Origin of the sequence: Actinoplanes sp. NBRC 103695 (genome assembly GCF_030269485.1) — a bacterium.
In the GTDB taxonomy this organism is placed as follows: domain Bacteria; phylum Actinomycetota; class Actinomycetes; order Mycobacteriales; family Micromonosporaceae; genus Actinoplanes.
Genome location: NZ_BSTL01000018.1, coordinates 193,942 through 211,259, shown reverse-complemented (window position 1 = coordinate 211,259; position 17,318 = coordinate 193,942). Strand labels below are relative to the sequence as shown.

18 protein-coding genes are annotated in these 17,318 nt (G+C 71.5%); 6 read left to right on the top strand and 12 right to left on the bottom strand.

Features of this window, described 5'->3' with window-relative positions; genetic code table 11:
- Positions 1–193 precede the first annotated feature (193 nt).
- Entirely contained in the window at positions 194–1,105 is a 912-nt protein-coding gene (locus QSK31_RS30965; protein WP_285688056.1) for an anti-sigma factor RsbA family regulatory protein, read from the bottom strand.
- A 246-nt stretch (positions 1,106–1,351) separates the two neighbouring features.
- Between QSK31_RS30965 and QSK31_RS30960 the strand changes: the two genes are divergently transcribed.
- Positions 1,352–1,732, top strand: a complete 381-nt coding sequence (locus tag QSK31_RS30960; protein ID WP_285688055.1) for a hypothetical protein — start codon at positions 1,352–1,354, stop codon at positions 1,730–1,732.
- Between the two features lie 7 nt (positions 1,733–1,739).
- Here QSK31_RS30960 and QSK31_RS30955 read toward each other — a convergent pair whose 3' ends face one another.
- A complete protein-coding gene (locus QSK31_RS30955; protein WP_502873031.1) occupies positions 1,740–1,919 on the bottom strand; it encodes an antitoxin in 180 nt (59 codons plus the stop codon).
- A complete protein-coding gene (gene malQ, locus QSK31_RS30950) occupies positions 1,919–3,826 on the bottom strand; it encodes a 4-alpha-glucanotransferase (protein WP_285688054.1) in 1,908 nt (635 codons plus the stop codon). Before malQ ends, QSK31_RS30955 begins: the two co-directional genes overlap by 1 nt.
- A gap of 47 nt (positions 3,827–3,873) precedes the next feature.
- Between malQ and QSK31_RS30945 the strand changes: the two genes are divergently transcribed.
- Both QSK31_RS30945 and QSK31_RS30940 read left to right on the top strand, forming a co-directional pair.
- Positions 3,874–4,122 (top strand): hypothetical protein, encoded by a 249-nt coding sequence (locus QSK31_RS30945; RefSeq protein ID WP_285688053.1) that lies wholly within the window; start codon positions 3,874–3,876, stop codon positions 4,120–4,122.
- 109 nt (positions 4,123–4,231) lie between these two features.
- Positions 4,232–5,473, top strand: a complete 1,242-nt coding sequence (locus tag QSK31_RS30940) for a chitosanase (protein ID WP_352244512.1) — start codon at positions 4,232–4,234, stop codon at positions 5,471–5,473.
- Positions 5,474–5,482: 9 nt separating this feature from the next.
- Here QSK31_RS30940 and QSK31_RS30935 read toward each other — a convergent pair whose 3' ends face one another.
- The 3 genes from QSK31_RS30935 to QSK31_RS30925 form a co-directional block, all read right to left on the bottom strand.
- Complete coding sequence (locus QSK31_RS30935) at positions 5,483–6,709, bottom strand: family 16 glycosylhydrolase (protein ID WP_285688052.1); 1,227 nt, start codon at positions 6,707–6,709, stop codon at positions 5,483–5,485.
- An 89-nt stretch (positions 6,710–6,798) separates the two neighbouring features.
- The gene (locus QSK31_RS30930; protein WP_285688051.1) at positions 6,799–7,752 is read right to left on the bottom strand and encodes a carbohydrate-binding protein; all 954 of its coding nucleotides are present in this window, start codon (positions 7,750–7,752) and stop codon (positions 6,799–6,801) included.
- A 171-nt stretch (positions 7,753–7,923) separates the two neighbouring features.
- Entirely contained in the window at positions 7,924–8,379 is a 456-nt protein-coding gene (locus QSK31_RS30925; protein ID WP_285688050.1) for an ATP-binding protein, read from the bottom strand.
- Here QSK31_RS30925 and macS point away from each other — a divergent pair.
- Together macS and QSK31_RS30915 are read left to right on the top strand one after the other, a co-directional pair.
- Positions 8,378–9,511 carry a MacS family sensor histidine kinase gene (macS, locus tag QSK31_RS30920; RefSeq protein ID WP_285688049.1) on the top strand — a complete coding sequence of 378 codons (1,134 nt, stop codon included), beginning with the start codon at positions 8,378–8,380 and terminating at the stop codon, positions 9,509–9,511. The genes QSK31_RS30925 and macS overlap by 2 nt on opposite strands.
- Before the next feature lie 26 nt (positions 9,512–9,537).
- Entirely contained in the window at positions 9,538–10,170 is a 633-nt protein-coding gene (locus QSK31_RS30915; protein ID WP_285688072.1) for a response regulator, read from the top strand.
- A 25-nt stretch (positions 10,171–10,195) separates the two neighbouring features.
- Here QSK31_RS30915 and QSK31_RS30910 read toward each other — a convergent pair whose 3' ends face one another.
- The 6 genes from QSK31_RS30910 to aroA form a co-directional block, all read right to left on the bottom strand.
- Positions 10,196–10,756 (bottom strand): DUF5709 domain-containing protein, encoded by a 561-nt coding sequence (locus QSK31_RS30910; RefSeq protein WP_285688048.1) that lies wholly within the window; start codon positions 10,754–10,756, stop codon positions 10,196–10,198.
- 9 nt (positions 10,757–10,765) lie between these two features.
- A complete protein-coding gene (locus tag QSK31_RS30905) occupies positions 10,766–11,512 on the bottom strand; it encodes an ATP-binding protein (RefSeq protein WP_285688047.1) in 747 nt (248 codons plus the stop codon).
- A gap of 194 nt (positions 11,513–11,706) precedes the next feature.
- A complete protein-coding gene (locus QSK31_RS30900) occupies positions 11,707–12,588 on the bottom strand; it encodes a hypothetical protein (RefSeq protein WP_285688071.1) in 882 nt (293 codons plus the stop codon).
- A gap of 63 nt (positions 12,589–12,651) precedes the next feature.
- Entirely contained in the window at positions 12,652–13,452 is an 801-nt protein-coding gene (gene hisN, locus QSK31_RS30895; protein ID WP_285688046.1) for a histidinol-phosphatase, read from the bottom strand.
- A gap of 10 nt (positions 13,453–13,462) precedes the next feature.
- Positions 13,463–14,503, bottom strand: coding sequence for a ribosome small subunit-dependent GTPase A (gene rsgA / locus QSK31_RS30890; protein ID WP_285688070.1), 1,041 nt, complete (start codon positions 14,501–14,503; stop codon positions 13,463–13,465).
- 9 nt (positions 14,504–14,512) lie between these two features.
- Positions 14,513–15,799, bottom strand: a complete 1,287-nt coding sequence (gene aroA, locus QSK31_RS30885; protein WP_285688045.1) for a 3-phosphoshikimate 1-carboxyvinyltransferase — start codon at positions 15,797–15,799, stop codon at positions 14,513–14,515.
- A 754-nt stretch (positions 15,800–16,553) separates the two neighbouring features.
- Between aroA and QSK31_RS30880 the strand changes: the two genes are divergently transcribed.
- Positions 16,554–17,231, top strand: coding sequence for an SOS response-associated peptidase (locus QSK31_RS30880; protein WP_285688044.1), 678 nt, complete (start codon positions 16,554–16,556; stop codon positions 17,229–17,231).
- Positions 17,232–17,318: the final 87 nt, after the last annotated feature.

Below are 17,318 nucleotides of genomic sequence, written 5' to 3'. Positions count from 1 at the left end.
CTCAAACAGCAAATACCAAGCCCGCGGACCAAACATCAACCGGCGCAGCTACCAAGCCACCACCAGCATCGCCATCATCATTCCCGACCCTTGACCACCACCACAGAGCCTTAACTGAACGACGTTGCTGCTAGACCCTTGCGTACGAGCTGACCGGCCTCTCGGGTTCCCCCACCTGGGAGGCCGGTCTATTTCATCGGTGCAGGGCGAACCGGGCCCGGGTGACACCGCCGGACGTGGTGACCGAGAGGGCGTCGCAGATCTGGCCGACCAGCCAGAGGCCCATGCCGCCGACGATGCCGGGCACCGGGGGCAGGTAGCCGGCCAGCGGGCCGGGCGGGTCCGGGCCGTCGTCGGTGACCTCGCAGACCACCGCGCCCGGGTTGAGCCAGACGCGCAGGTCGCGGTGGGCGCCGCCGTGCCGGATGCCGTTGGTGACGAGCTCGCTCAGGGCCAGGATCAGCACCTCCACCCGGTCGGGCGGCAGCCAGCCCTCGGCGGTGGCCCGGTTGCGCAGACGGGCGCGCAGGTCGGCGACCGACTCGGTGACCGGCACGTCGACCAGGGGGTCGCCGACGGCCGGGAACGGCGGTTCCTCGATCGCGGCCAGCAGGGTGCGCGGCTCGACGAACTCGTCGCTGCGCTGCCACACCCCGTCGTGGACACGGTGATGGGTACGCCGGGCGTCGGTGACCAGCTCGGCAGGCAGGGCACTGCGGTCGTACGGGCACAGCAGATGGCCGTTGAGCCCGGCCAGGGAGGCGTTGCACGCGGACTCCGCGCGTACCCAAGAAGGTGTCTGGCCTTGAAAGTCGATCTCGTTGATCAACCGTGCGGACGGGCGGCCCGCGGTGGCCGCCGTGCGGAGCAGCCGCGACCAGACGCCGATCGACCGGACCGGCCGGATCTGCCACTCCTCGGTCTGCTGGAAACGCACCTGGCCGGCATCGTCGCCGAGAGCCTCGCGCAACAGGTCGACCCGGTCGGTGCCGGCGGCCATGGCGATGGCCTCGCCGCGCTCCACGCCCTCGCGGATGAACCGGACGAGGAAATCGCGGTAGTCGTCGATCGAGTCGTAGAGAAACGCCGAGTGCGTGAACTGCACGTCGTCCTGCGTCGTCCGGGGGGAGCGCTCGAGAGGGCGCGCGACGCGGTTCGATGTATCAATGTGCACGTCAGGCACCTCCGCGCGACAACGGTAGCACCGGCGAACGACGAGATCACCGCCGGTGACCGATGCGGGTGAATGCGCGGTGGCTTTCGGCAAAACGCCCATAGTGCCCGGATCGCCCCGCCACACTGGCCACACGGGACCCGTCCGCCGTGGACGGGCGGAACGGAGGATGCCGCCGTGTCGAGCTCCAGCAGTGTGCTCGCCGAGTTCACCGGGCGTCCGGCCGGGCCGCCGGGAGCGGGCGCGATGGCCGAAATCCTGGCCGCGGCGGCCGCCGAGCACAGCCGGTCGCGGCCGGCGCTGAAGATCCGCCGGCACGACTCCGACGAGGGGCCCGCCTACTGGCGCTGGGACTGCGTCCGCTGTGGTGAATACGGCGGCGGCCGGCACCACCCGGACGCCATCACCCGGGCGTTGCGGCACTGCGGCGAGCACCCGCAGCACCGCTCGTCACTGCTGCCGCCGACCCGGTGCCGCGAGCGCGGGCAGGGGCCGGCGGCGCACCCGATGCTGTTCGCGGTGGACGACGACCCGCCGCCCCCGCCACGGTCGATCTAGCTCGGGGTCAGGCGCGCGTGTCGCCGTCGCCGGTGCGCTTCTGAGCCTCGTCGACGCCGCGGTCGATCTGCCCGGTGTACTTGTGCCCGGTCCGCTTGTCGACCTCGTCGCCGACCTTCTCCAGGATCTGGTCGACCTTGTCGTCGTGCTTGTCGGCGAACTCCTTCGCCTTGTCCAGGAAGCTCATCAGCTCTGGCCTTTCCGTGCGCCGAGCAGCGCGGCGATCCGCGCCACCCTCGGGTCCACCTGAATCTGCTCCAGGGTAGTGGTGATCGGCATCCGCCAGTTCGGGTACTGATCCGTGGTTCCGGGGAGATTCGGCTGGTCAAGCACGCCGAGGACGTCGTAGAGCGACGCGGTCACCAGCCGGCACGGCGTACGGGCGAGGAACTCGTGCATCGCCACCACGATGTCCTCGGGCGTGCTCTCGGGCGTGATCAGGCCCTCGGCGGTGAGCGCGGCCAGCAGCTGTGCCCGGTCCGCGTCGGCGGTGCGGCGCTCGTCCTCGACGCTGCCGGCCAGCTGGCCCAGCCTCGCGCGTACCCGGACCTGCTCACCCACCAGAAAGCCGGCGGCGGTCGGCAGATCGTGGGTGGAGACGCTGGCCAGCGCGTTGCGCGGATAGTCGGCGGCCGGGATGTACGGGCCGCCCGGCGCGTCCCAGTCCCGGGTGAACCAGAGCACCGCCGAGCCGAGCATGTTCATCCGTTCCAGGCCCTCGGTGACCTCCGGCAACACGGTCCCGAGGTCCTCGCCGATCACCACCGCGCCGGCCCGGTGGGCCTCCAGCGCCAGGATGCCGAGCATCGCCTCCGGGTCGTAGTGCACGTAGGTGCCCTCGGCCGGGCCCATGCCCGGCGGCACCCACCACAGCCGCCACAGCCCGGCCACGTGGTCCACCCGAAGCCCTCCGGCGTGCCGGAAGATCCGCCGCAGCATGTCCCGGTAGGCCGCGTAGCCGGTCTCGATCAGCCTGTCCGGGCGCCAGGCGGCCAGGCCCCAGTCCTGCCCGAGCTGGTTGAACGCGTCCGGCGGCGCGCCCGCGTGCACCCCGGCGGCCAGCACGTCCTGGAGCAGCCAGCCGTCCGCGCCGCTCGGGTCGATGCCCACCGCCAGGTCGAGCACCACGCCGATCGACATGTCCGCCGCGGCCTGTTTGGCCGCCTCCAGCTGCTGCTCGACCAGGTGCTGGACCCAGACGTGGAAGGCGACCCGGTCGTCGTCCGGCTCGCCCGGCTCGGCCGGCCACTCCTGCCAGTTCGGGCCGTGCTTCTCGGCCAGCGCGCAGAACACCGCGAAGTCGGTGAGTCCCGGGTCGGACGCCCGGTCGGGCGGCGTGGCGAGCGGCCAGAGCAGCTCCAGCGCGGCGAGCTTGGCCCGCCACACCTCGGTGTAGTCGATCAGATCCCGGTTCGGCGGACGCAGGGCGTCGATCCGGTCCCTGGTCCCGGCGTTCGCGCCCTGATATTCGGCGGTGTCGGCGATCCGCAGGTACAGCGGGTTGGCGAAGCGGCGGCTGGACGGCGAGTACGGCGACGAGGGCACCGGCAGCGTCGGGGTGATCGCGTGCAGCGGGTTCAGCAGGACCAGGCCGGCGCCGTGGCTGTGCTTGACGAACGTCCGCAGGTCACCCAGGTCACCCATGCCCCACGAGCCGGCCGAGCGCAGCGCGTACAGCTGGAGCATCCAGCCCCAGGTCTCCGGCGGCTCGGGCAGCTCGACCGGCACCACGACCAGGGTGACCTCGCGATCGCCGTGGCGCAGCCGGTGCCAGCCCAGCGGCAGGTCGGCGGGGATCTGGGCGGGGATCTCGGCGACCTCGCGGACGGTGCCGTCCTCGAGGGTGATCCGCGACGGGCCGGGCAGCGGGCGGGTGGTGCCGGTGCGGACCACCACGGTGCCCGGCAGGTCCTGTGCGGCGGGGACCGCGGCCAGCGCGGCCCGGATCGCGGCGGGGGAGGTGGCGTCGACGCCGAGCAGGCCCAGGACCCCGACCACGGACGCCGGGGAGACCTCCCGTTCCTCGCGGTGCCAATCCTCGTACGAGGTGGCCACCCCGTGGGCGTGAGCGAGTGAGGTCAGTTCCACATCCATGACCCCTACCCTCTCAGGGCTTGACCGGACAGTTCACCATGGGCCGCATGTCTGCTCCTCTGAAGTGGTGGTCGCGGGCCGTCGCGGCCGTGACCGGCATGGTTTTCGCGGTGGTCGTCCCGGTGCACGCCTGGGCGGCGAGCAACGGCGTGACCGACGTGGCCGTCGAGGCGGCGCGATCGCGGCGTCGTGGCGGGTTCGGTTTCGGCTCGATCCTCGGTCTGGTGTGCTGCCTCGTCGTGGTGGGCGGCATCGTCCTCGCGGTGGTTCTCATCTCCCGGCGTCGTAAGCGCTGATTTCGTTTCTCCCGGCGTCGTGAGCACTGATTTGTCTCTCCCGGCGTCGTGAGCGCTGATTTCGGCGAACCCGGGCGGCGCCACCGGTCGGCGTCCTAGCGTGGAACGCGTGGGGATCAGAGCCGGTGCGGTCGCTTTCGGGACCGGAGTGGCCGCGCTGCTGACCGTCCCGCTCGTCGTGACGGTCACCGCGGACGCCGCCAGCGACATGCTGCTCTCCCGGGACCGTCCGGCGCTGGCCTCGCTGGCCACGAGCGCCGGGTTCGAGGCCTCGGGGGCGGTCGACGGCGACGCCGGCACGAGGTGGGCGAGCCCGGCGATGCCCGGCACGCAGTGGGTGCGGGTCGATCTGGGTGCCCCGCTCCGGGTGGCGCGGGTGCGGCTGCTCTGGGACCGGGCGTACGCGTCGGCGTACCGCGTCCAGGTCTCGGCGGACGCCGCCTCCTGGACCGACCTGATCTCGGTGCGGGCCGGCGACGGCGGCGCCGACGACCTCAAACAGCTCAGCGGCACCGGGCGTTACGTCCGGGTGCTCGCCATGCAGCCGGGCACATCGTCCGGCTATTCACTGCGGGAGATCCAGGTGTACGGGCCCGGCCCGGCCGCCGGAGCGCGTGCGGCGGTGGAACCGGGCCTGGTGACGTCGATCGCCGCCGCGCCGCTGACCCAGGTGCGGAAGAAGGACGTCGCCCAGCAGCTGGTCTCCTCGGCGGAGAACTCGTCGCTGAACTGGCGCGGTCAGTACGGCTACCTCCAGGACATCGGGGACGGGCGCGGCTACACCGGCGGGATCGTCGGGTTCACCTCCGGCACGTCGGACATGCTCGCACTGGTCACCGAGTACACCCGCCGGAAGCCTCGGAACCCGCTCGCCCGCTATCTGCCCGCGCTGCGTGCGGTCGACGGCTCGGACTCGCACGCCGGCCTGGACCCGGGCTTCCCGGCCGCCTGGAAACGGGCCGGCATCGACCCGGTCTTCCAGAAGACCCAGGAGGACGCCCGGGACCGGATGTACTTCGGGCCGGCCGTGACGCTGGCCCGCACCGACGGCGTGCGCGCGCTCGGGCAGTTCGCCTACTACGACGCGGCCGTCATGCACGGCGTGTCCGGCCTGCGCGGCATCCGCGAGGCCGCCCTGCGGACGGCGAAGACGCCGAAGCAGGGCGGCGACGAGATCGCCTGGCTGAACGCCTTCCTCAACGCCCGGGTGCGGGCGATGAAGACCGAGGAGGCGCACAGCGACACCAGCCGGGTGGACACCGCCCAGCGGGTCTTCCTCAAGGCCGGCAACCTGGACCTGAACACCCCGCTGACCTGGAAGGTGTACGGGGACAAGTTCGCGATCCGCTGAGCCGGCCGGTCAGGTCCGGGTCCACTTCTGGTTCGTGGTGCCCGCGCAGTCCCACAGCTGGAGCTGCGCGCCGTTCCCGTTGACCCAGTCCTTGATGTCCACGCACCGGTTGGCCGAGATGTTCACCAGGTCACCGGCCCCCGACAGGGTGAAGCGCTGCACCGGGTTGCCGTTGCAGGTGACCAGCTGGATCGGCGTGCCGTTGCCGAGCGCGCCACCGGCCGGGTCCATGCACTTGCCCATCGCGCGCAGCGTGCCGTCGCCGTTGAACGTCCACTGCTGCGCGGCGCTGCCGTTGCAGTCGTACGTCTGCAGCCGGGCGCCGTCGGCCGGGTTGGCCCCGGGGATGTCGATGCAGCGGTTGCTGAAGGTCGAGCGCAGCCCGTTGCCGGTCGGGGTGCCGCCGTCGGTCCAGGCCGAGACGCGCACCCAGTCGACGAGCATGGTCTGCGGGAACACCGTGCTGGCGTCCGGGTAGCCCGGCCAGTAACCGCCGACCGCCACGTTGAGGATCATGAAGAACGGGTGGTTGAAGACCCAGGGGTTGCCGTTGATGTTGGACGGGGTGATCCGGTAGAACTCCGAGTTGTCCAGGTACCAGATGATCAGGTTGGGCGACCACTCCACCGCGTACTGGTGGAAGTCGTCGGCCAGCGGGGCGCCGATCGTGCGGCCGCCGCCGATGCCGCCGGCGCCGGAGTAACCCGGGCCGTGCACGGTGCCGTGGACGGTGTTCGGCTCGAAACCGACGTTCTCCATGATGTCGATCTCGCCGTCGGTCGGCCAGTTGCCGCCGCCGAGCATCCAGAACGCCGGCCAGATGCCCTGCCCGCGAGGGATCTTGAGACGGGCCTCGAAGCGGCCGTACGCCTGGCTGAACTTGTCCGCGGTCAGGATGCGGCCCGAGGTGTACTCGCAGGTGCCGTAGTGGCACTGGTAGTTGTTCGGGTTCTCCCGGCGCGCGGTGATCGCCAGGTTGCCCTGACCGTCGTGCACCACGTTGCTGGTGGAGTTGGTGTAGTACTCGCGCTCGTTGTTGCCCCAGCCGCCGCCGCCGATGTCGAACTTCCACTTCGACTGGTCCAGCGGGGTGCCGGCGGGCTGGTTGAACTCGTCCTGCCAGGTGACCGGTCCGATGGCGGCGTCGGCAACGTCGTTGCGCGAGGTCGCTATCAGTCCGCCCGTGAGTGTGACCGCCACTGTCGCGACGGCGAGCAAGAGCCGTGTCCTGCGCATGGGGATGCCTCCGGGGGAGAGGTGTACTTACTTTTAGCAGTCTTAATAAATCGACCACCATCAGTCAAGACACCTCTGTGCCGGAACTGCTAGACGGGCTTGAAAAGCTCCGGAATGCCTGGTGGCTCCCAGCCCGGCAGCGACGTGTGAGTGCCGAGCACCTCGTAGGTCACGCCGTCGAAGGCGACCTTCTGGCCGGTCGTGTAGAGCGTGAACGGCTCCCACGCCTCGGCTGCCGGCGGCGCCTCCTCAGCCGGGGGCTCCTCGGCGGGGGGTTCCTCGGCCGGGGGTTCCTCGCTGGGCGGGGCTTCGCTGGGCGGGGCCTCGGTCGGCGGGGTCGTCGCGGGCGGCTCTTCCTCCGCCGGCGGCTCCTCTTCCTTCGCGGTCGACACCCTGACGAAGTCGACCAGCATCCGGCGCGCGGTGCGGTCCTGGTCGGCCGGGCCCGCGGTCACCTCGAGCGCCACCGCGAACGGCTCGTCCAGGTCGGTCTCGGTGCGCAGGTACTCCCGGTCGTCGACCGTCCAGACGACCTGGCCGGGCTGCCAGCGGACCGCGTACGTGTGGAAATCGGCCGCCAGCGACTGCGGCGAGTCGAACTGGCCGTTGACGTCCTTGCCGAGCGCCGCGCGCAGCACCTTGGAACGGTTGCCGCGGTTGTCGGCGACGTTCAGCCTGCTGTCGTCCGCGCCGAGCATCCGGAAGACCGAGCGCACCGACTCGCCGTCGGCCACCCGCACTCGCGCCTCGACCTTGCCGGCCGTCGACGTGAAGGTCTGCTTGGTCTGCACGCCCGCGTCGGCCTCACGCTCACGCCGTTCGGTGCGGGCGAAGATCGCGACGTTCCCGTCGCCGTCCAGCCGCACGCCCTGGCCGTCCGTCGACCACTTCGCCGGATCCGGGTCGTCGCCACGGGAGCCGTCGAACTCGTCGGCGAAGACCTGCTCGAGCGTCGGCGACGACTCGTTCGCCTCGGCCCGGTCGAAGCGGGTGGGCAGCCAGACGGCCGTCGCGAGACCGGTCGCCGCGACGGCGAGCGTCACCACGGAACGTGTGCGGAGCGAGCGAGACGGAGCGGAGTGGCGGGGGGCGAAGTGCCTGGCTCGTTGCATCGGACGAAGTGCCTCCTTGTCGGCGGCCTTCAGGAAAGGCAGAGAAACTTTCGGATATTGGCGGGCCGCCGCGCAAGCTCGCCCCGGAGACTTAAAGATCCCTTAAGAAGCGCGGCTCGAGACGCGAATGGTCGTCCCATCTGGACTCGTGTTCAGTCGCAGGTCATCGGTCAGTTCGGCGGCCAGCCAGAGGCCCCAGCCGCCCGGTTCGCCGGCCGGTGGACGATGCGGGTGAGCCTGTCTCGGCACCGGGATCCCCGGGCCCTGGTCGGTCACCTCGCACACCACGGAGCCGGCCTCCCACCACAACGCAACGTGACCATGGCCGCCGCCGTGCCGCACGGCGTTGGTCAGAAGCTCGTTCACCGCGACCACGAAGTCGTCCAGCCGTGACCCGGAGAGGCCGGCCGCCCCGGCGCAGGACGTGAGGGCATGCCGCAGGCCGGTCACGCGGTCGCGGTCGAAGCTCTCGGAGAGGAGGATCTCGGCACCGATGCATCCGACCGTAGTGCGGCGCTGATCAATCCGCAGGACTGCGCTGTGGCAAGGTCGGCGCATGAGCGCTGCGGAGACCCGCCCGAGGAGCCCGCTGTCGCCGCTCTGGCGGGCGCTCGCGGTGTTCCGGATCGCGTCACTGGTCTACGTCGCCGGGATCGTGGTCAACAACTTCTCCGAGTACGCGCGGCCGATGCTCGCCTGGCCCGTGCTGGCCGTCACGGCGGCGTGGACGATCGTCACCACCTACGCGTACGCCGACCCGGCCCGCCGCCGCACCCCGCTGCTGACCGCCGACCTGCTGCTCACCATGGCCGTGCTGATCTCCAGCTACTGGATCGTCGGGCCGGTAGCGCTGAGCGCCGGTTCCGCCACGCTGGCGGTGGCCTGGCAGACCGCGCCGGTCCTCGCCTGGGCGATCGCCGGCGGGCGCCGGCCGGGCATCGCGGCGGCGCTCGCCATGGGCGGCGTCGACCTGCTGGTCCGGGCGCCTCACAACCAGGCGTTCACCGGCACCGCGCTGATGCTGATGGCCGCGATCGCGGTCGGCTACCTGGTGCGGGTCACCGAGGAGTCGCACGCGCGGCTCCAGCGGGCGATCGAGCTCGAGGTGGCCACCCGGGAGCGGGAACGGCTGGCCCGCGACATCCACGACTCGGTCCTGCAAGTGCTGGCACTGGTCAAACGGCGTGGAGCGGGCCTGGACGGCGAGGCCGGCGAACTGGCCCGGCTCGCGGGCGAGCAGGAGGTCGCGCTGCGCGCCCTGGTCACCGCCCCGTCGGTCGCCTCCGCGCAGGACCTCGATCTGCTGACCCTGCTCGCCGAGCACGCCTCCACGACCGTGTCGGTGGCGGCGCCGGCCGAGCCGGTACGGCTGCCCGGAAAGGTCGCACAGGAGCTTGCCGCGGCCGTGGGCGCCGCGCTGGACAACGTGGCCCGGCACTGCCCGCCGGGAACGAGGGCCTGGGTGCTGATCGAGGACGAGCCGGCGGCCGTCACGGTCAGCGTGCGCGACGACGGGTGCGGGATCCCGCCGGACCGGCTCGCCGAGGCGGAGACGCAGGGCCGGCTGGGGGTCGCGCAGTCGATCAAGGGCCGGGTCGCGGCGCTGGGCGGGCACGCGACGCTGACGACCGGGGAGTCCGGTACCGAGGTGGAGATGGTGGTCCCCCGCGCGCCTAGGGTGGGGGCGTGAGCGAGGAGGCGGCGGCGGTGCGGGTCATGGTGGTGGACGACCACCCGATGTGGCGGGAAGGTGTCAGCCGGGACCTGACCGCGGCCGGGTACGACGTGGTCGCCGCGACCGGCGAGGGCCGGCAGGCGGTGCGCATCGCCGGGGCGGCGCGACCCGACGTGGTGGTGCTCGACCTTCAGCTGCCGGACATCTCCGGCGTCGAGGTGATCAACGGGCTGCTGGCCGAGGTGCCCGGCGTACGCGTGCTGATGTTGTCGGCGTCCGGCGAGCAGCAGAGCGTGCTCGACGCGGTGAAGGCCGGCGCCCGCGGCTACCTGCTCAAGTCGGCGGCGCTGGCCGAGTTCCTGGACGCGGTCGGGCGGACGGCGGCCGGGGACACCGTCTTCACACCCGGGCTGGCCGGGCTGGTGCTGGGCGAGTTCCGCAGGCTGGCCGTCGACCCGGGCACGTCGGCGGAGCCGGGCGCCCCGAGGCTGACCGAGCGCGAGACCGAGGTCCTGCGCCTGGTCGCCAAGGGGCTCTCGTACCGGCAGATCGCCGAACGTCTGGTGCTCAGCCACCGCACCGTGCAGAACCACGTGCAGAACACGCTGGGCAAGCTCCAGTTGCACAATCGAGTGGAGCTCACCCGTTACGCGATAGAGAAAGGCCTGGACTAGGGCCGCCGAAATCAGGGCCGCCGGATCAGGGTCGGTAGTTCGGTGGGTTGGTCTCGTGGATGGCCAGTTCCTCGGCCGATGCGCCACCACCAGCAGCGCCTGCGTCGTACGCGACGCTGTCCTCCTCGTCGTCGATGCCGCCGCCCTCGTCGGGGGCCACCAGGCGGCCGACCGGGCGCGGGCTGTCGCCGTCGAGCTGGCCGTCGTCGTAGAGCGAGACGGGCGAATCCGGGTCCGAGGTCGGGCTCTGGCCCCACACGTCGGCGTCCAGATCGCGCTGCTCGGAGCTGTCGACGGTCTCGTCGTACGGGTCGCGGCGTGCCGGGATCGGGTCCTCGACGCCGACGTCCGGCTCCTCCTGGCGCAGGCGGCGGTCGAGCGACTCGCCCTGGAGGGCCTCCTCCGCGGTGTCGCCGAAGCGGTTCGAGCCGCCCGGGCCCACGCCCGCCAGCGCGGCGGGATCGGCGCCGTCCGCCCAGCGCGGGCTTTCCACCTCGTCGTACGCGCTCGAATCGTCATCCGCGGTGTCCGGCAGGCCCGAGGCCTCCGGATCGGTCACCTCGGCGGGGTAGTCGTTGTCTCGCATGACCGAAACCTACCCCCGCGGCGGCGTCGGTATGCCTGTCCCGGCCGCGGACAGCAGCGCCCACACGATCTTGCCGCCGGGAACGGGCAGGCTGCCCCAGCTGTCCGCCACCGAGTCGATCAAGAGCAGACCACGGCCGCCGTACGACGTGGGCGCCACCGGGCCGGTGAAGCGGGGCGTGGTGCCGGAGCGGTCGCGGACGGCCACCCGGACGGTGTCGTCACGCCGGGACAGCAGCACGGTCATCTCGGTGCGGGCGTGCGCCACCACGTTGTTGACCATCTCGGTCACCACGATGGTGGCGGAACCGGCCAGCTCGTCGTGGCCCCAGCGGTCGCACGAGGCGGTGACCAGCTCGCGAGCCCGGCGGGCGGCGCCGACCACCGGCTCCAGGGCCAGCTCCCGGTGGTCGTCCGGGTGGGCCGGGCCGAGCGCGTCCAGGGCGGCGGCCCGGTCGGCGAAGTGGGGAAGGCCGCTTCTCGCCCAGCCGGCGTCGCCGTCCGCGGTGATCAGGACGATGCGGGTGGCGGGCCACTCGGCGGTCTCGGCGGCGACCTCGGCCAGCACACCGGCGGACCCGCGATCGGCCGGTCGCAGGTCGGCGACGTCGACGATCAGGGCCTCGGGCTGGGCGGCGAGCACCTCCAGCAGCGCCGATCGCACGGCGGGCGCGGCGGCCGGGTCGAGCATCCCGGAGAGCCGGATCACCGGAAATGTCTGATCGGTGTCCACCAGGTGTGCAACCTCGCTCGGCATGATCGCTCCATTGTGCATACGGTGTCTCCTTCCCGCATGTTCACAGCGGGCGACCTCGACCATTTAGCCCATTATGTGCGTTATCGGCCAATTGACTGGAAAACGCAGATCGATCCGATCAGCAGATACCCGTTCGGCGGGACCTCATGCGCGGCGCTTTCCGCAACGCTGCCCTCGGGGAGGTGCGGGCGGGCTCAGCGGGAGGTGCGGGCCGGGCTCAGCGGCGCCGGGGAGTCCGCGCGGCGGGCCTCGTGCTTGCCGGCCGGGACCGTGGCATGGTGATGCTGCGGCTCGGCGTACCGGGTCAAGCCGATCACCGAGGCCAGCGTCGCCACGAAACCGACGCCGGCCAGCCACTCGCGGCCCGGGAAGATCTGATCACCCAGGAAGAGCAGGCCGACGATCGCCGCCGGGACCGCGCCCGCCGCGTCCATCGCCGCCACGGCCGCCGTCGTCGAACCACGCTGCATCGCCAGACCCAGCAGCAGCTGGCCGATGATCGAGTGTGCGATGAGGAGATAAAGCAGCGGATTGGTGCAGAATCCGCCGATCGAGTGCTCCCCGGCCAGCGGGCGGGCCGCGATCGCCGCGGCGGAGAAGGCCAGCCCGGCGATGGATCCGAGCACGACCGAGCCCATCGCGCCGTGCAGGCGTACCGCAAAGAAACCGAGACCCGCGATCACCGCGATCGCGACGGCGAGCGCGACCACCCCCGCGGTCCCCATCGGTCTCGAATGTGCGGGCTTGGCCGACAGCACCAGCGCGGTGATCCCGCCCAGCAGGAGCCCGAGCAGCACGATCTCGGCCCTCGGCAGTCTCCACTTGAGCACCAGCACACCGAGCAGGGCCGTCACACCCAGCCCGGCCGCCACACTGGCCTGCACCAGGAACAAGGGCAGATCACGCCGGGCCAGGAAGGCGAAGAGGAAGCCGAGCGCCTGACAGCCGAGACCGAGCAGGTAGGTGCGGTGGCCGGCCAGCCGGAGCAGCAGCCCCGGGTCGAACGTGTGGTGCACCGTGGTGCGGGCGATCGCCTTCGACTGCAACAGGTTGGCGACTCCGTACGCCGCGATCATCGCGGCGAGGAAGAACCAGCCCGGGGACATCACCTGAGCGAGGATAGACCAGCCGGGTAGCGGTCAGCCGTCCTTCCGGTCCGTCAGACGTCTCAGCAACTCGTCGTGCAGCAGACCGTTCGAGGCGATCGCGCTGCCGCCACCCGGGCCGGCCACGCCGTCCAGATCGGTGAACGTGCCGCCGGCCTCGGTGACGATCGGGATCAGCGCGGCCACGTCCCACAGCGACAACTCCGGCTCGACCATCGCGTCCACGGCGCCCTCGGCGAGCAGCATGTAGCCGTAGAAGTCGCCGTACGCCCGGCTGCGCCACACCTGAAGGATGATGTCCAGCATCGGCTCGAGCCGGCCGCTCTCCGCCCAGCCGGTCAGACTGGAGTAACAGAAGCTGGCGTCGGCCATGGAGTTCACCGCCGACACCGAGATCCGGGTCGCGGCACGCTGGTGCTTGCCCGCCCACGCGCCGTGACCGACCGCGCCCCACCAGCGCCGGCCCAGCGCCGGGGCGGAAACCAGCCCGGCAACCGGCACGTCGCCGTCCATCAGGGCGATCAAGGTTCCCCAGATGGGTACGCCGCGGACGAAGTTCTTCGTGCCGTCGATCGGGTCGATCACCCAGTGCCGGGTGCCCTTGGCCGGCGACGACATGCCGTACTCCTCGCCGAGCACACCGTCCCGCGGCCGGGCCCGGGCCAGCGTCGCCCGGATCGCCTTCTCCACCGCGGTGTCCGCGTCGGAGACCGGGGTCAGATCCGGCTTGGACTCCACCTTCAGATCCAGCGCCCGGAAGCGGGCCATCGAGATCGAGTCGGCCGTGTCGGCGAGCAGGTGGGCAAGCGCGAGATCGTCCGCATAACCGGCCATGTCCGGCAACCTAGCTGATCTCCGTCGCCTGGGTGTCTCCGGCCCTTGATGCGAGCAACCGGCGGTACGACGCCAGCCTGCGCGGGTCGGCGTTTCCGTCATCCACCCACTTCTGGAGCGTGCAGTCGGCTCCGGTGTGGTCGCAGTTGGGCTGGTCCTCCAGGGTGCCCTCGACCAGGTCGGGGAAGCCGTGCAGGAGGCTCTCGGCGCTGACGTGCGCGAGGCCGAAGCTGCGGATGCCCGGCGTGTCGATGATCCAGCCGGGATCCTGCTTCTTGGAGCCCTTCAAGCGAGGAAGGCGCAGGGCGACAGCGCTCGTCGAGGTGTGCCGGCCCTTGCCGATCGCACTGACCACGCCGACCGCGCGCAAGGCGTCCGGGACCAGACGGTTCACCAGGGTCGACTTGCCGACGCCCGAGTGACCGACCATCACCGACATCCGCCCGGCCAGGCGATTACGCAGATCGGCGAGGTCACTGTCCGGCTGGAGCCGCACGTACGGCAGATCCAGCTCGGCGTAGTAACCCAGCACCTGCTCCGGACCCGCCAGGTCCCCCTTGGTCAGGCACAGCAGCGGCTCGATGCCGGCGTCGTAGGCCGCCACCAGGCACCGGTCGATGAACCCGGTCCGCGGCGGCGGGTCGGCCAGCGCACTCACGATCACCAGCTGGTCGGCGTTGGCCACCACCACCCGCTCCAGCCGGCCCTCGGGCGTGGTGTCGTCGTCGTCCGCCGTCCGGCGCAGCACCGACGTGCGGCCGGAGATCCGGACGATCCGGGCCAGCGCCCCCGCCGAGCCCGACGTGTCACCGACCAGGGCCACCCGGTCGCCCACCACCACCGACTTGCGGCCCAGCTCGCGGGCCCGCATCGCGGTCACGATCTCGTCGTCCCCGGAATCCACCGGCACACAGCCGTAGCGGCCGCGGTCCACGGTGATCACCAGGGCGTCCACCGCGTCCTCGTGCTTCGGCCGCGTCCGGGTACGCGGGCGCGACGACCGGCCCGGACGGATCCGGACGTCGTCCTCGTCGTACTCCCGCTTACTCAGCTTCCCGCCCTATTTCGCCCTCGCCAGGTTCGTCCACAGTTCCGGGAACTCCGGCAGCGTCTTCGCCGTACAACTTACGTCGTCAAGGGTGATGCCCTCCACGGCGAGGCCGAGAACCGCCGCCGCGTGCGCCATCCGGTGATCGTCGTACGTCGCGAACGTGACCGGCCGCAGCGGCGCCGGCGTGATGTCCAGCCCGTCCGGATGCTCGACCACCCCGGCGCCGGCCTTGCTCAGCTCGGTGGCGAGCGCCGCCACCCGGTCCGTCTCGTGGGTGCGGATGTGCGCCACCCCGCGCAGCCGCGAAGGCCCGTCCGCCAGCGCGGCGAGCGTCGCCAGCACCGGCGTCAGCTCACCCACCTCGGACAGGTCGGCGTCGAACCCGTGCAACTCGCCGCCGCCGCTTCCGCGAACGGTCAGCCCCCGCCCGTCAAGGGTCACGCTGCCGCCGATCATGCCCACCAGCTCGGTCAGCCGCCCCACCGGCTGCCAGCTCTCCGCCGGCCACCCCGCCACCGTGACAGTGCCGCCGGTGACCAGCGCAGCCGCGAAGAACGGCGCCGCCCCCGACAGATCCGGCTCGATCACCCACTCGTGGCCGTGCAGCGGACCCGGCTCCACCACCCAGACATCGGACACACTCTCGTCGACCACGGCGCCGGCCGCCCGAAGCATGTGCGTGGTCATCCGCAGATGCGGCGCCGACGGGACCGGCGGACCCTCATGCCGAAGCCGAAGCCCCTTCGTGAACCGAGGCGCCGACAACAACAGCCCCGACACGAACTGACTCGACCCCGACGCGTCGATCACCGCCTCGCCGCCCTCGACCAGCCCCGTCCCACGGATCGTCAACGGCAGCCCACCGGCCGCCGAGGCATCCAGATCGACGCCCAGCGCCCGCAAGGTGTCCACGATCGGCCGCAGCGGCCGCCGCCGGGCCTGCGGGTCACCGTCGACGACCACGGTGCCCTCGGCCAGAGCGGCAAGCGGCGACCCGAAGCGCATCACGGTCCCGGCCTGGCCCACGTCGATCGTGGCCGGCCCCCGCAGCGGCCCCGGCCGGACCGTCCACACCTCGTCGTCGCCGGTGTCGACGGCCGAACCGAGCGCGGTCAGGCTCGCGGCCATGTTGGTCGTGTCGTTCGCCCGCAGCGGCCGCACGATCCGGGAAGGCCCGTCGGCTAGGGCGCTCAGAACGAGCGCGCGGGCGGTCATCGACTTGGAGCCGGGAAGCCGCACCGAGGCGGTCACCGGGCCTTCACTGTGCGGTGCGGTCCATGACGTCACGCGGCCCATTCTGCCGGGGACGCGGCGCGGCGCGGCGATCTGAATCTCGTTGGTCGGGAATCACACCGGATGGCCTGTGGATAACGCGGCCAGGGTCACTCTCTCGCGGTACGTTTCCCGCCCACCCACAGGGCGGGGGCGGCGGCGGTGGCCGCGACCCGCGATTTTTGCCGCGTCCGCGCGGCGGCAGAGTCGGCCGCGACCTGCGATTTTGCGGCGTCGGCGTCGGCGTCGGCGTCCGTGTCGCGTCTGTGTCTGCGTCCGTGTCGCGTCTGCGTCGCCGGGCGCGGCGGCAGGATCGGCCGCGACCCCGCGACCCCGCGACCCCGCGACCCCGCGACCCCGCGACCCCGCGACCCCGCGACCCCGCGACCCCGCGACCCCGCGACCGGCCTGCGGCTAGTGCGGTCCTGGTCGCTGGACGCGTCGGGCGGTTTGTGGGCGGCTGGGCTGGGTGCGTCGGGCGGTTTGTGGGCGGCTGGGCTGGGCACGTCGGGCGTTCTGTCGGCGGCCGAGCTGTGGCGGGCCTGGCGGGCCGGGCGGATCCGTGGGCTGTTGTGCGCTGGGCGCGCCAGGCCCGCCGGGCGGCTGCGCTGTGGCGGGCCGAACGATCCGCGGCAGTAGGAGCCCGACCGCGCTCACAGTGGTAGCCGAGCGCGCCTTGCTCTACCACCAACCTCGGCGGAGGAAGGGTGAGGACGGCCTCGCCCGCCCTCCAGGTCGTGCCCCCACGGAGAGTCGCCACAGGCGTACTGTCCAGCTCATGTGCGGGCGGTATGCGACGGCGAGGAGTGACGCCGATCTCACGCTGCTCTTCGAGGCCGACGATGTGACCGACGGCTTCGATCCGAGCTGGAACGTGGCGCCCACCGATCCGGTGCCTGTGGTGCGGGTCTCGCAGCGGAATGCCGGCCGGGTGCTGGATCGCGCAAAATGGGGACTCGTCCCCTCCTGGGCGGATGATCAGCGCGCCGGATCGCGCATGATCAACGCTCGGGCGGAAACGGTGGCGACCTCGCCTGCTTTCGCGCCGTCCTTCGCGCGGCGGCGGTGTCTTGTTCCGGCCGACGGCTGGTTCGAATGGGTGCGGGACGGAAAGCGGAAGCAGCCGTTCTACATGACCCCGGAGGACGGGTCGGTGCTGGCCTTCGCGGGGCTGTGGAGCATGTGGCGTGGCGAGGTCCTGACCAGCGCGATCATCACCACGGCCGCGGTCGGTGCGCTGGCCGGCGTACACCATCGGATGCCGTTGATCCTGCCTGCGGACCGGTGGGCGGAATGGCTCGAAGGGGACTCCCCGAGTGTGAGTCCGATGGGTGCCGACGAGCTCGGTTTCCTTGAGATCCGCCCGGTTGGGCCGGATGTCGGGAAGGTGCAGAACAATGGCCCTCAATTGATTGAGCGCCAACTGCAAGAACCGAAAATCCCGACACTCTTCTGACTCCCGATTCGCGGCATTGATCGCGATATGTCGCCCCGGCTTACTGTGAAGTTTGTTTCGAGATAGACACGAACCCTTGCCTGGATC